We start from the raw sequence: 13269 nt of genomic DNA, 5'->3' as shown, positions 1-13269 counted from the left end.
GGTCAGACCTGCGTTCCGGTGAGACGCAGGGCGAGGGCGAGGTCGCCGAGTCCCTGCGAGGTGCTCCGACCGTCGTCGCCCATCGCGACGGAGACGCAGAGCGTGCGGGACTCCCCCGCGGCGAGGACGACGCTGGTCGGCGCCGACGCGGCGGCAGGTCGATCGGTCGCGGTGCCCGACCAGACGGAGGCCGCGCGGCCCGCGCGGCAGTCGGTCGCCGAGGTGGCCGTGCCCAACCCGAGCAGGAGGGCGGGCACGGGCGCCGTGTCGGCGTGGACGCTCGTCACGGTCGCCGCGGCCACCCCGAGCGAGAGTCCGACGGTGCCGGTGTTCGTCGCCGTGACGGGGCCGCGCAGGGTGAGCCCGGGGTAGAGCGGGTCGGCGGGCAGGGCGAGCGCGTCGAGGGTCAGCGACGCCGACCCCGACGTCACGACGACAGGACCGTCGGAGGTGCTGGCCGAGTCGCTGAGTCGGGCCGACGAACCGCCCACCTCGCCGAGCGACACGACGGCCGCCACGACGGTCGCGACGACCCCCACGACGAGCCACGTGCCGCGGGCGCCCACTAGATCTGGGTCAGGGTCACGGCGACGGCCCCGAGGTCCACCGAGCCGAGCTGCGTGTCGTTCTCGAAGCCGACGGTGGTGCTCTTCGGGAACTCGATGGTGACCGCCACGGTGACGTCCTCCTCGAGGCCGTCGCGCCCGGTCACGGTCACGGCGTCGGGGGTCGTCGTGATGCCGTCGCCGGTGGCGGTCAGCTGGGCCGTCGACGAGAGGTAGTCGGCGAGCGCCACGTCGGACGACGACGTCGAGCTGGGCTCGATCGAGGCGGGGTCGAGGCTGAACGCCGCGTTCAGACCGTCTCCGTGCGCGGTGACCGTCATGTCGCGCGAGTAGACGACGACGTCGCCGGGCACGATCGGGTAGCCGGCGATGGTCGACTGCGGTGCGCCTCCGTTGACCGTCCAGGTGGCGGCCTCGGCGCTGGGTTCGACCTCGAGGCCACCGGAGACGATCGTGCCGCCGGCCGTCTCGGCGCTGGTGTTCCAGAGCGCGAACGTGCCCGCGCCTCCCAGGAGGAGGGTGACGCCGGTGGCGGTGGCGATGGTGCCCTTGACGATGGTCTTCATGGTGCGGTCCTTCCGGGCGGCACGGGTGCCGTCGGCTGGTGTCCCGGCTCCTGGCGACCGTGGTCGGCTCCACTCGGTTCAGGGAGAGGGCGACCGTCGGGAGGAGGCACTTGAGATGCCGCGGGAGGCGGCACAGGCAGGGGACGGTATCTGCATGCAGGACCGGTGGATCCACCGGGATGTCTGCTTATCTCAACCATCTCACGGATCGGTGCGATCGATGCGGATGCATCGGAAGCGCAGGCCGATTGCCAGGGTCACTCCGGCGGGCGGGTGCCGATCGGGACCCGACCCGCGCCTCCTAGGCGATCCGCTCGTCGTATTCGCCCCAGGCCTCTCGCACGTCGCCGAAGTGCTCGATCGACCATTCTTCGAGGGCCTTGAGCGGCGCGCAGAGGGTGCGACCGGCCGTCGTGAGCTCGTACTCGACGCGGGGCGGCACCTCGGCGAACACCGTGCGGGTCACGAGCCCGTCGCGCTCGAGACCGCGCAGCGTCTGCGTCAGCATCTTCTGCGAGATGCCCGACACGCTCTTGCGGATCTCGGTGAAGCGATGCGGGCCCGACTCGAGGGTGCCGACGATCAGGACCGTCCACCGGTCGCCGATGCGATCGAGCACCCGCCGCGTGGGGCAGCCGTCGGCGTAGGGGTCGAGCGCGAGAGCGGGGTCGGTTACCAAGAAGTGCCTACTTCCCATGAGTGACTAATGGATCTACCGTAGCCGTGCGACCCCGCAGCGGGGAAGCCCCAGCACAAGAAGGAGCACGCCATGAGCACCATCACCGTCGTCGGAGGAACCGGCTACGCCGGCAGCGCCATCGTCCGCGAGGCCGCATCGCGCGGTCACGAGGTCGTCTCGTTCAGCCGTTCCGTCCCCGCCGAGGAGGCGCGGGTCGACGGCGTCCGCTACGAGACCGGTTCGATGCTCGACGCCGAGGCCCGCCTCCGTGCCGTCACCGGCAGCGACGTCGTGGTCTCGTCGCTCTCACCCCGCGGCGAGCTCGACGGGAGGATCGTCGAGGCCGATCTGGCCCTCGCCGCCCTCGCGGCCGAGCACGGCGTCCGCTTCGGCGTCGTCGGCGGCTACAGCTCGCTCCGACTCGAGGAGGGCGGCCCGCGTCAGGCCGACACCGACCAGCTGCCCCCCGAGTTCGCGAGCGAGGCCAAGCAGATGAACGAGGTGCTCGAACTGCTCGGCGGCACGGACGACAGCCTCGACTGGTTCTTCGTCTCGCCCGCCCAGCTGTTCGGCGCGTACGCCCCCGGCGAGGCGCGCGGCGAGTACCGCACCGGCGGCGACCTGGCCTTCACCGACGCCGAGGGCGTCTCGGCCGTGAGCGGGCAGGACTTCGCCCTCGCGATCGTCGACGAGATCGACACCCCGAAGCACCGCCGCGCGCACTTCAGCGTCGCCTACTGAGCGTCGCCTGGCGGGCATCATCTGACGGGCGTCGCCTGACGGGCGTCGCCTACTGAGCGTCGCCCTGCAGGTCGGTCACACAGTCGCCGGCGACCCGCTCGTCGAGCGCACGGTCGTCGGCGCCGTGGTCGCCGACGGCGCTGCCGTCGAGCGCGCGGGTCGCCGCCTGCGTCACGTCGCGTGCGAGCGCGATGGCGTCCACCCGCAGCAGACGGGCCGCCCGCGACCTCGACACGTCGAAGGCCACGGCGAGGGCGGAGGCGGTGTAGCCGGCCGCGCCGAGTTCGCGTGCGATGCGTCGCTGCTCGACCCGCGCCTCCTCGTCCGGAAGGTCTGGTCGTGTCGCGGCCACCCAACGACGCCGTGCGTCTTCGGGGATGTCGATCACGAGGCGCACGTCGATGTCCTCCGGGCGGAGGGCCAGCCAGAGGGCGGCCAGCTCGCGGGCCTCGTCGACCAGGGTGTCGACGTCGACCACCGAGCCGTGGGCGGTGAACGTGCCGGTGGTGCGGACGCCGCCCTCTGCGCCGGATCCGGTCACGACGACCGTCCACGACGTGGGCGTCGGCCGCACCGCGCGGGCCTGGACGGACCTTCTGCTCGGGGTGGTCATGTCGGGACGCTCCTGTCGTGGACGCCGATCGACAGTGAGACGGCCTGATTCTGACGACGGGCCCGAGTCGTGACGCTGTCGGTGCGCTTCGGGCCGCGCCTCCATTAGACCCCTTTTCGCGACCACCGGGTTCTGACACGCCCCGTCACGCCCGGGCGTCGAACCGGCGTCGGTAACTCGACGGCGTGCTGCCGAAGGCGCTCGCGAAGTTCTGCCGCAGCGTGACGGGGTTGCCGAACCCGCACGACGCGGCGACCTGGTCGATCGGGAGGTCGGTCGTCTCGAGCAGGCGTCGCGCCTCGTCGAGGCGTCGTGATCGCACCCAGGCGGCCGGTGTCGTCCCGGTCGACGCCCGGAACGCCCGCACGAACGTCCGGCGACTCAGCCGCGCCTCCGACGCCAGACGGTCGACGCCGAGCTCGTCGCCGAGATGCTCGAGGGCCCAGGCGGTCGCGACCGCGATCGGGTCCGTCGCCGCATGCTGCGCGACGGGTCGCTCGATGTACTGCGCCTGACCGCCTTCGCGATGCGGTGCGACGACCAGGCTGCGGGCCACCCTGTTCGCGGCCTCCGCCCCGAGGCGGGTCCGCACGACGTGCAGGCACGCGTCGATGCCGGAGGCGGTGCCCGCCGAGGTCAGCACGTCGCCGTGGTCGAGATAGAGGACGCCCGGCTCGACGGTGATCCCCGGGTGCCTCCGCGCCAGCCCCTCGACGGCGTGCCAGTGGGTGACCGCGCTGCGACCCTCCAGCAGGCCGAGGTCCGCCACGGCGAGGGCGCCGAGGCAGAGACCGACGATCGTCGAACCCCGGTCGTGCGCCGCGAGCACGACCCGGCGTAACGCGGCGCCGGGCTCGCGGCCGTCGTCGACCCACGACGGGACGACGACCAGATCGGCGTCGGCCACGGCGTCGAGACCGGCGACGCCGCCGAGCGAGTAGCCCTCGGCGGTCGTGATCGATCCGGCCCGCTCGGAGAACAGCGTCGTCCGCCATGGTCCGAGCCCCTGGCGGGCGACCTCGTCGAAGACGATCTGCGGCACAGACAGATGGAACATGGAGACGCCCTCGAAGGCGTAGACGGCGATCTTCACGGGCGGACCTCCTCGATGGCCTGGATCCATCGTATCGACGCACACGGGCCACTCGTGCGAGGCGCCCCCCGCGAGGAGGATCGTCGGTGGATCGCATCCCGCGCCGACGCCCTCGAACAAGGAGCCCCCATGACCACACCGAACCGCGCCCTCATCGTCGTCGACGTCCAGCAGGAGTACTTCGCCGGCCCGCTCGAGATCCAGTACCCCTCCGTCGACGACTCCCTGGCCCGTGTCGCCGAGGCCATCGACGCCGCCTCGGCCGCCGGCATCCCCGTCGTGGTGTTCCAGCACACGTCGGGCGAGGGCTCCCCCGTGTTCGATCCGAGCACCGAGGCGTTCGCCCTGCACCCCGAGATCGAGAGGCGTCGCCGCTCCGACTGGAAGTCGATCACCAAGCAGTACAGCTCGGTCTTCGCCGACACCGACCTGCTCGACTGGCTGCACGAGAACTCGCTCGACACCGTCACCCTGGTCGGGTACATGACGAACAACTGCATCCTCGCCTCGGCCGCCGGGGCCGAGGCGGTCGGCATCACCGCCGAGGTGCTGTCCGACGCGACGGGCGCCATCAGCCTCGGGAACGACGCCGGCCACGTCGACGCCGAGACCGTGCACCGCACCCTCATGGCCCTCCTCGATTCGAACTTCGCGGCCGTCGCCACGACGAAGGGGTGGACGACCGCGGTGTCGGCGGGCCAGCCGCTCGCCGCGAGCAACCTGCCCGAATCGGCGACGGCGGGCGCCGCGCGCTTCCCCCGCGGCTGAGCGACGAGGAGGCGCGGCCCGCCCGCGCCGGCGCCCGCGCCGGCCCGTCTCCGCTCGCCCGACCCACCGGACGGGGGTTCCGGCAGGGCCTGGCTGGGCCTGGCGGGCGGCTCTAGGGTCGGTGATATGGATGAACGAGCCGAGGTCCGCGAGTTCCTCGCTTCACGCCGGGCACGGCTGTCGCCCGAGCAGGCGGGCGTCGTCAGCGTTGGCGGGCGTCGACGCGTCCCCGGGCTGCGCCGTGACGAGGTCGCCCGTCTGGCCGGTGTCAGCGTCGACTACTACACGCGTCTCGAGCGGGGGAACCTCGGCGGGGTGTCCGACAGCGTCCTCGACGCGATCTCCCGTGCGCTCGGGCTCGACCAGGCCGAGACCGATCACCTCCACGACCTCGCCAAGGCGTTCGCCCCGTCGCGTCGCAGGCCGCCCATCGGCGCCGGGCGGAAGATCGCGCAGTCGCCCGTGCAGCACATGCTCGACGCGATGACCGGCGCACCCGCCATGGTGACGAACACCCGCATGGACCTCGTCGCCGCCAACACGCTCGGTTTCGCCCTGTACTCCGACATGTACCGCGGCACGCTGCGCCCCGGCAACCACTCGCGCTACATCTTCCTCGACCCGGGCGCGCGCGACTTCTACCCCGACTGGCAGCGCGCGGCCGACGTCAACGTGGCCATCCTCCGCCGCGACGCGGGGCGCGACCCCCACGACACGGGGATCGCCGCGCTCGTCGGCGAGCTCTCGATCCGCAGCGACGAGTTCCGCACCCGCTGGGCGGCGCACGACGTCCGCCGCCACTACACCGGCGCGAAGCAGTTCCGGCACCCGGTGGTCGGCCTGCTCGAACTCGACTTCCAGGCGATGGAGCTGCAAGACACCCCGGGCCACTCGCTCACCGTCTACACGGCCGTGCCCGGCTCGCCCTCCGACGAAGGGCTCAGGCTCCTCGCCTCGTGGGCCGCCACCGAGCACATCGTCGAGCGCGCCCGCGCGATCGACACCGTCTCCTGACCCTCGACCCTCCGCCGCACCGCGGCATCCCCCACCACCGGGCACGCCCCGAGGAGGCGCGGCTCCGCGCCCGAAAGGACCTCACGATGACCACCGCGCCCGTCCCCACCCGCTCGACCCGCGCCTCCGGCCCCACCGCGCCCGTCGACCGCCTGCCGCTGTTCTCGCTCGTCGTCCTCGCGACGATGGGGTTCATCCTCGTCGCGATGGAGACGATGCCGGCGGGTCTGCTGCCCGTCATCGCGGACGGCCTCGACACGAGCGAAGGCGCCGTGGGTCTGCTCATCAGCGCCTACGCGCTCGGCACCGTGCTGGCGACCGTGCCGGCCATCGCGCTCACCCGGGGGATGCGTCGAAAGCCGCTCCTCCTGATCGCCATCACCGGGCTGGTCGTGGCGAACACCGTGACGGCGCTCTCGCCCGTGATCGCGCTCGCCCTGGTGTCGCGGTTCGTCGCCGGGGCCTTCTCGGGCGTGATCTGGGGCATGCTCGCCGCCTACGGCCGCCGCATCAGCCCGCCGAGCCGCGCCGGTCTCTCGCTCGCCGTCGTCTCGGCCGGCGCACCCGTCGGCTTCGCGTTCGGCACGCCGCTCGGCTCGTGGCTCGGCATGACCTTCGACTGGCGCTGGTCGTTCGGCGGATTGACCCTGATCGGCGTCGTGGTGTTCGCGCTCGTGGCCGCGGTCGTCCCCGACGCCGCACCGGCACCCGAGGGGGCGCGCCTGTCGCTCGGGCGCGTGTTCCGCATCCCCGGCATCGCGGTGATCCTCGCGGTGATCGCCGCCTGGATGCTCGCGCACAACACGATCTACACGTACGTCTCGCCGTACCTGCGGGCCGGCGGCTCGGGGCTCGGAGTCGACGTGATGCTGCTGATCTACGGCGTCGCCTCGATCGGCGGGATCGTCGTCACCGGGGCGCTGCTCGACCGGTACCCGCGGGCGCTGCTGCACGGCAGCGTCGCGCTCTTCGTGGTCGCCGGGGTGATCCTGCTCGCGGGTCACGCGTCGGTGCCGGCCGTCGTCGCCGCCGCGGTGCTCTGGGGCGTGACGTTCGGCGGGGCGTCGGCTCAGCTGCAGGCGGCCCTCACGACCGTCGGCGGAGACAACGCCGATGTCGCGAACGCGTTCCTGCCGGTGGCGTTCAACGTGGCGATCTTCTTCGCCGGCATCGTTGGTGCGGCTCTGCTGACCGCGGCCGACGGCCTCGTGCTGCCCGTGCTGATGATCGGGTTCGGGGTCGTGGCGTTGGCGCTGACCGTGTACGGGCGGCGCGACGCGTTCCCCGCGGCACTCTGACCGTCGCTGGGTCGCCCGCGACGAAGGCCCTGCCGATCGTTCGGGAGAGCCTTCGCCCTGGCTTCATCGCATGCGGTGATGCGCGGGACTACGGGCGGATCAGCACCCTGAACGCCTCGTGGGAGTCCATCAGTTGGCAGCCCCCCGCGATCTCCCACAGGCGCACTTTGCGGTCGAACACGCGGCCCGGGTCGATGGTTTCGTCGAGCACCTGACAAGTGGAGCTGACGATCGACTGGGGAGTGCTCGACGCCAGGTACGACTACACAGCCATCGTCTGAATGTCGGAACCGGGATCACCGTCGCAGAAGGGGCTGTCGCGTCTGGCTGACCCTCTGAGAGTTGGTCGAAGTCGTTTGGTCAGCGTAAGACACGGCGCGAGCTAGTCGCACCGTCCTCTGTGTAGGGGGGCTCTCCTCGATGCAAGCATTCGGCCACGCTCCAAGCACCCTCGGACCAACATCTCGTCGGGGCCGAGGATAAGACGAGGAAAGTTGAACCCGTACTGCGTCTGCTCGCCGTGGATGAAGCGGAGCTCGTCCGGGGAGTCGAAATCGATGGTGCCCGAGACCTGGATGGTGGTGCTGGTGCCACGACCCTAGCCCGAGCGGTCAGTCCTCGGGGTGCAGGCTCTCATCGGCGGGCATCGTCCTCCATGCGGTGAAGTGCACGGTGAGGTCGGCGCGCGACGGGGCGCAGCAGAAGGGGCCGGCGCTCGCCGCGGCATCGGGAGCGAGCGGGGCGACCCGCACCAGACGCCAGGGCTCGGCGTCGACCCGCGCCCGGACCGTGAGCGCATCCCCCGAGCGGCTGGCTCGGATCGTCACGGTCCGGCCGGTCCAGTCGACCGGTGACAGCGACCAGTCGGACTCTCCTCGCGTCACCACGGCACCGAGGCTCTGCTCGCCGTCGCTGAGCTCCACCCCGGCCTTGACCCAGGTCTCGGGGTCGACCGAGACGAAGAGGCCGGCCTGATCGAACTGGGCGGCGAAGTCGAGCACGAACGACACCTCCATCGCCGTGCCCTGCGGGAAGGGCGCGACCAGGGCGTGCTCGGTGTCATGGACGAACCCGTACGAGGTGAGGCGCCAGGCGTCGCTGCCCTCCGTCGCCGTGACCCGCATCCCGTCAACGGCGACGGCGACCGCTGTCGGCTCGGTGGTCCAGGTGCCGGTGGTCCAGGCGATGTCGGTCATGGCGTCCTCGTTCTCGGTGGTCGTCGGGGGTGACGGCGGCAGCGGCGGCAGCGGTGGCAGCGGTGGCGCCGGCGGCGTCAGCGCTCGTGCGTCGGGGCGTCGCCGGCCTGGAGGGCGGCGTGCTGCCTCTCGACGCGTCGGTTCACGGCCATCGCCCGCAGCCCGACCACGATCGAGAACGAACCGCTGACGATCATCAGCACGCCCAGGAGGCCGCTGTCACCTTGCGTGAGCAGCGCACCGCACACGACCACCACGGCGGAGAGGATGAGCTGCAGGGTCGTCCATGTCGTCGTCATCCCTCGACCCTACGAGCCTCCGACCGCGAGCGGCTCGCCCGCACGGCGGAGCGCGCGGCGGAGGCGCGGCGCTCAGACCCCAGGAGGTGGCCGAGACCCCAGCGCGCAGGCGGGGGTCTCGGCGACCCGCTGGGGTCTCGGCGTCTCAGCGGACGTGCGTCACGCCCCCCGCAGTCGGGTGATGCGCTCGCGGATGCGGGAGTCGAGATCGTCGAACTCGTCGAGGACGTCCATCGCCGCGTAGGCCCGGCCGCGGACGCGCTCCGTGACGGCTTCGACGATGTGGTTCTCCGCCAGCACCTCGACGCCGCGATACACGCTCCGCTCAGGGAGGTCGCGCAGCTCGTCGACGAGCTGCTCGACCGTGAAGACGGGCAGCGTCAGCAGAACGGGCAGGATCCGGTCGGCTGCACTGCCTGCCCGAGGTCGGGCCTGTTCCCGCCAGTCCTCCACGTACCGGGCGAATCGGCGCGCAGTGCCTCGCGCCTCACGGGCCGCGGTCTCGACAGAGAGCGCGAGGTCGGTGACGATCGGCGCGACGTCGCCGGTGCGGTAGGCGGTGAGCAGCGAGAAGTAGTGGGTCGTGTCCGCAGCGAGGGCGCTCGCCACAGGCAGCACCGTGTGCGGCGTCACGCCGCGGCGGCGGAGGATCGCCCCGATGAGCGCCCGGCCGATGCGGCCGTTGCCGTCGGTGAACGGGTGGATGCTCTCGAACTGCGCGTGGGCGATCGCCGCCTGAGTGATCGGTTCGACGTCGGCCCGGTTCGAGAAGACGACCAGATCGCGGAGGAGGGCGGGGACGTCATCCGGGGGCGGCGGGACGTAGAGCGCGTTCCGCGGGGAGTGCTGCGAGCCGCCGATCCAGTTCTGCACGTCGCGCACGCGTCCGGCGTACGGGCGCTCGGTCACGTCCGGGTCGTCTCGCATGAGCGCCCCGTGCGCGGTGAGGATCTCGTCGAGCGCGATGGTCGCACCGGAAGCAGCGATGAGCTTCGTGATGGCGGCCCCGGCGGCCACCATCGACATCGCCGAGTCGTTCTCCTTCAGGCCGCCGATGGCCCGTGCGAACGCGAGGGGCGATGCCTCGACGTGTTCGATACGGCTCGAGGCCACCGACTCCATGCGGATCAGGAAGCCGGCGAGCGGGCTGAGCACACCGTCGGCGACCCGCTCGAGGTCGGTCGCCTCGTGGCGGGCTCGAGAGAGATCGCGACTTGAGACGACGGGTACCTCGAGATCGGCGATCATCGGGGGGATCGACGCCCGGACCTCGGAGAGCATCCGGTCTTCCCGCGTGCCGCGGCGGCTCGCGCTAGCCCAGGGCACGGTTCGCGTCGTGTGGGCCGGCCACTCCGCCATCGGGCATCCTCTCGTCGACGACCGAACTCATGATGACAGTTGTCGAGCCTAGATGACAATAGCGAGGAGGTCGTCGCCGCTCGGTGTCGGCGCGGTGCCGGTCCGACCGACACCGCGCCTCCTGCAGGCCCCGAGGTCAGTCGGTCGGGGGCGTGTAGAACTGCAGGTCGTTGCCCTCGGTGTCCTTGAACGGCAGGATGCGGCCCCACGGGTGCTCGCTGATCGTGCCGGTCACGTCGGCGCTGCGCGACTGCAGGTCGGCCAAGGCGTCCTCGAGGGTGCCGTCGGGCTGGAACGTGATGACCGCGCCGCCCTCGCTCGACGCCGCAGCCTCCTCGCGACCGTTCAGGCCGATCATCAGGCCGTTCGCGTCGATCTCAGTCCAGTCGTCGCTCTCGCTCGTCACCGTGAGACCGAGTGCGTCACGGTAGAACGCCGTCGCCCGCCCCATGTCGGTCACGGGCACCCACACTGTTGCCACTCCGCTTGCCATGTCGACTCCTTCGTCCGCCACCGGAATGCCCGATGCAGCGTCTGATCCTTGCTACGCCCCGCACCGTGCGAGCCGTGTCGCTAGTCAAGGCGCTTTCCCACCCGGAGGCGTGTCTCACGGGGGCCGTCGCTCTGCCGGGCCACCCGCAGGAGGCGCGGTGCCGGTCGGACTCGCACCGCGCCTCCTGCAGGCCGTCTCCTCGGGGGGCCCTCTCAGGGCCACCCACGGTCGGCGCGGGAGCGTAACGTCGCAGACGGAGGGCCCGTCGTCGAGCACCGTGTTCCGACCCGCCCCTCGAACCCCCGCGAACCGAACCCACCACCCCAGGAGAACCATGCGCACCGTCAACGCCTACGCGGCACCGTCCGCCACCGAGCCCCTCGTCAAGACCACCATCGAGCGCCGCGACGTCGGCCCGAAGGACGTCATGATCGACATCGCCTACGCCGGCATCTGCCACAGCGACATCCACACCGTCCGCGGCGAGTGGGGCGAGATCCAGTACCCGCAGGTCGTCGGTCACGAGATCGTCGGCACCGTCTCGGAGGTCGGCTCCGAGGTCACCAAGCACAAGGTCGGCGACCGCGTCGGCGTCGGCTGCATGGTCAACTCGTGCGGCGAGTGCGAGTACTGCAAGCGCGGCGACGAGCAGTACTGCGCCAAGGGCAACGTCGGCACCTACACGGGCGTCGACCCCGCCGACGGCACCATCACGCAGGGCGGCTACTCGCAGGCCGTCGTCGTCACGGAGGACTTCGTGCTCCGCGTGCCCGAGTCGCTCGACTACGACAAGGTCGCCCCGCTGCTCTGCGCCGGCATCACCCTGTACTCGCCGCTGCACCACTGGGGCGTGACCGAGGGCACCAAGGTCGCCATCGTCGGCATGGGCGGACTCGGCCACATGGGCGTCAAGATCGCCGCCGCCCTCGGCGCCGAGGTCACCGTGCTGTCGCAGACCACCTCGAAGAAGGACGACTCGCTGCGCTTCGGCGCCAAGGCGCACTACGCGACCAGCGACGAGCAGACCTTCACCGACCTGGCGAACTCGTTCGACCTGATCATCAACACCGTCTCGGCGAAGGTCGACATGGGCGCGTACCTCGGTCTGCTGGCCGTCGACGGCACGCTCGTCAACGTCGGCGCCCCGTCCGAGCCGCTCGAGGTGCCCGCGTTCGCGCTCATCCCCGCGCGTCGCAGCTGGGCCGGTTCGGCCATCGGCGGCATCCGCGAGACGCAGGAGATGCTCGACTTCTGCGCCGAGCACGGCATCGTGCCCGAGACCGAGCTCATCGACGCCGACCAGATCAACGAGGCGTACGAGCGCGTGCTGAAGTCCGACGTCCGCTACCGCTTCGTCATCGACGCCGCGACGTTCGCCTGAGCCCAGGCCCGGCGGCCCGGGGCTTCCGAGCTCCGGGCCTCGAGCTCTCGGCCCGGGGCCCTGGCTCCGAGGCTCCGTCCTCAGTGCCCGAGCGATAGGCACCGGTTATCCGCATTGCGCAACCCCGACAGCCGGCTGACCGAACCGTCAGCCGGCCCGGGTACGAACGTGGGGGGAAGGCCGCAGCAGCGGCCGGGAAGGCACAACCTCATGACTGAGATCACCGCCCACCACGGGCTCTTCAAAGACACGAACCTCCACGTCGACGACTTCGGCGGCTCGGGACGCACTGTCGTGCTCATCCACGGCTGGCCCCTCTCCGGCGAGTCGTGGAGCAAGCAGGTCCCCGCGTTCCGCGACGCCGGCTACCGCGTCGTCACCTACGACCGCCGAGGCTTCGGACGCAGCGACAAGCCGAAGACCGGTTACGACTACGACCACCTGACCGAAGACCTGCACACGGTCCTCACCGAGCTCGACCTGAACGACGTCACGCTCGTCGGGTTCTCGATGGGCGGCGGCGAGGTCGCCCGCTACTTCACGAAGTACGGCACCGAGCGTCTGCACAGCGTCGTCTTCGCCTCGGCCGTCCCGCCGTACCTGATGAAGACCGACGACAACCCCGAGGGCCCTCTCACCAAGGAGGCGGCGGCCGAGATGACCGCCGGCCTCACCAAGGACGAGGACTCCTTCTACGACGAGTTCACCACCGGCTTCTTCTCGGTCGACGGCGTGCTCAAGGTCTCCGAGGCCGACCGCCAGGACGCCCTGCGTCTCGCGAAGCAGGCCGACAAGGCCGCCGCGCTCGAGGCCATGGCCTCGTTCGCGAACACGGACTTCCGTGACGACCTCGCCAAGGTGACCGTGCCCACGCTGGTCATCCACGGCGACGGCGATGCGACGGTCCCCTACGAGGGTTCGGGTGCTCGTACGCACAAGGCGATCGCGGGCTCCGAGCTGCACGTCATCGCGGGAGCGCCTCACGGCGCCAACGTGAGCGACGCCGACGAGTTCAACCGCGTCGTGCTCGCCTTCCTCGCGAAGTAGCACTGCTCGCGAAGTAGCACTTCTCGCGAAGCAGCACTGCTCGCGAAGTAATACCGCGCTCAACGCAGCACGGCACCCCAGGAGGCGCGGTGCCGGCGAGCGATCCGCCCCGGTCGTGTCCGCACCTGCGAAGCCGAGCGGGTAGACGTGCCACCA

The 13269-nt window shown here is 71.2% G+C and carries 16 protein-coding genes; 6 read left to right on the top strand and 10 right to left on the bottom strand.

Going from position 1 to position 13269, the window contains the following annotated elements:
- Positions 1–2 precede the first annotated feature (2 nt).
- The 3 genes from ACZ6JE_RS09565 to ACZ6JE_RS09555 form a co-directional block, all read right to left on the bottom strand.
- Positions 3–566 carry a hypothetical protein gene (locus ACZ6JE_RS09565; protein ID WP_192060661.1) on the bottom strand — a complete coding sequence of 188 codons (564 nt, stop codon included), beginning with the start codon at positions 564–566 and terminating at the stop codon, positions 3–5.
- The gene (locus ACZ6JE_RS09560; RefSeq protein WP_463463397.1) at positions 566–1132 is read right to left on the bottom strand and encodes an alternate-type signal peptide domain-containing protein; all 567 of its coding nucleotides are present in this window, start codon (positions 1130–1132) and stop codon (positions 566–568) included. Before ACZ6JE_RS09560 ends, ACZ6JE_RS09565 begins: the two co-directional genes overlap by 1 nt.
- A gap of 301 nt (positions 1133–1433) precedes the next feature.
- A complete protein-coding gene (locus ACZ6JE_RS09555; RefSeq protein ID WP_464318809.1) occupies positions 1434–1811 on the bottom strand; it encodes a winged helix-turn-helix transcriptional regulator in 378 nt (125 codons plus the stop codon).
- Between the two features lie 90 nt (positions 1812–1901).
- On the opposite strand from ACZ6JE_RS09555, the gene ACZ6JE_RS09550 reads away from it, so the two are divergent.
- Positions 1902–2552, top strand: a complete 651-nt coding sequence (locus ACZ6JE_RS09550; protein ID WP_243215046.1) for an NAD(P)-dependent oxidoreductase — start codon at positions 1902–1904, stop codon at positions 2550–2552.
- A 49-nt stretch (positions 2553–2601) separates the two neighbouring features.
- Here the strand turns inward: ACZ6JE_RS09550 and ACZ6JE_RS09545 are convergent, their stop codons facing one another.
- Positions 2602–3165 (bottom strand): hypothetical protein, encoded by a 564-nt coding sequence (locus ACZ6JE_RS09545; protein WP_464318808.1) that lies wholly within the window; start codon positions 3163–3165, stop codon positions 2602–2604.
- 145 nt (positions 3166–3310) lie between these two features.
- Positions 3311–4258: a GlxA family transcriptional regulator gene (locus tag ACZ6JE_RS09540; protein ID WP_243215048.1), complete on the bottom strand. Its 948-nt coding sequence runs from the start codon at positions 4256–4258 to the stop codon at positions 3311–3313.
- 129 nt (positions 4259–4387) lie between these two features.
- Here ACZ6JE_RS09540 and ACZ6JE_RS09535 point away from each other — a divergent pair, with 129 nt between their 5' ends.
- From ACZ6JE_RS09535 to ACZ6JE_RS09525, 3 genes are all read left to right on the top strand, one after another.
- A complete protein-coding gene (locus tag ACZ6JE_RS09535) occupies positions 4388–5026 on the top strand; it encodes an isochorismatase family protein (protein WP_192060668.1) in 639 nt (212 codons plus the stop codon).
- Positions 5027–5152: 126 nt separating this feature from the next.
- Positions 5153–6040 carry a helix-turn-helix transcriptional regulator gene (locus tag ACZ6JE_RS09530; protein ID WP_464318807.1) on the top strand — a complete coding sequence of 296 codons (888 nt, stop codon included), beginning with the start codon at positions 5153–5155 and terminating at the stop codon, positions 6038–6040.
- Positions 6041–6126: 86 nt separating this feature from the next.
- Entirely contained in the window at positions 6127–7338 is a 1212-nt protein-coding gene (locus tag ACZ6JE_RS09525; protein ID WP_464318806.1) for an MFS transporter, read from the top strand.
- A gap of 88 nt (positions 7339–7426) precedes the next feature.
- Here the strand turns inward: ACZ6JE_RS09525 and ACZ6JE_RS09520 are convergent, their stop codons facing one another.
- From ACZ6JE_RS09520 to ACZ6JE_RS09500, 5 genes are all read right to left on the bottom strand, one after another.
- Complete coding sequence (locus ACZ6JE_RS09520; RefSeq protein WP_464318805.1) at positions 7427–7549, bottom strand: hypothetical protein; 123 nt, start codon at positions 7547–7549, stop codon at positions 7427–7429.
- A 400-nt stretch (positions 7550–7949) separates the two neighbouring features.
- Positions 7950–8534, bottom strand: coding sequence for a DUF1349 domain-containing protein (locus tag ACZ6JE_RS09515; RefSeq protein ID WP_192060671.1), 585 nt, complete (start codon positions 8532–8534; stop codon positions 7950–7952).
- Positions 8535–8611: 77 nt separating this feature from the next.
- Positions 8612–8833 carry a hypothetical protein gene (locus tag ACZ6JE_RS09510; RefSeq protein ID WP_243215051.1) on the bottom strand — a complete coding sequence of 74 codons (222 nt, stop codon included), beginning with the start codon at positions 8831–8833 and terminating at the stop codon, positions 8612–8614.
- Between the two features lie 159 nt (positions 8834–8992).
- A complete protein-coding gene (locus ACZ6JE_RS09505; protein WP_192060673.1) occupies positions 8993–10192 on the bottom strand; it encodes a Fic family protein in 1200 nt (399 codons plus the stop codon).
- Positions 10193–10328: 136 nt separating this feature from the next.
- Complete coding sequence (locus tag ACZ6JE_RS09500; protein ID WP_192060674.1) at positions 10329–10685, bottom strand: VOC family protein; 357 nt, start codon at positions 10683–10685, stop codon at positions 10329–10331.
- Between the two features lie 334 nt (positions 10686–11019).
- On the opposite strand from ACZ6JE_RS09500, the gene ACZ6JE_RS09495 reads away from it, so the two are divergent.
- Both ACZ6JE_RS09495 and ACZ6JE_RS09490 read left to right on the top strand, forming a co-directional pair.
- Entirely contained in the window at positions 11020–12066 is a 1047-nt protein-coding gene (locus ACZ6JE_RS09495) for an NAD(P)-dependent alcohol dehydrogenase (protein WP_192060675.1), read from the top strand.
- A 210-nt stretch (positions 12067–12276) separates the two neighbouring features.
- Positions 12277–13113: an alpha/beta fold hydrolase gene (locus ACZ6JE_RS09490; RefSeq protein WP_464318804.1), complete on the top strand. Its 837-nt coding sequence runs from the start codon at positions 12277–12279 to the stop codon at positions 13111–13113.
- Positions 13114–13269: the final 156 nt, after the last annotated feature.

The organism is Frigoribacterium sp. AC759 (assembly GCF_979256015.1).
The sequence above is the reverse complement of the archived record's forward strand: the minus strand, read 5'-3'. Positions and strand labels throughout refer to the sequence as shown.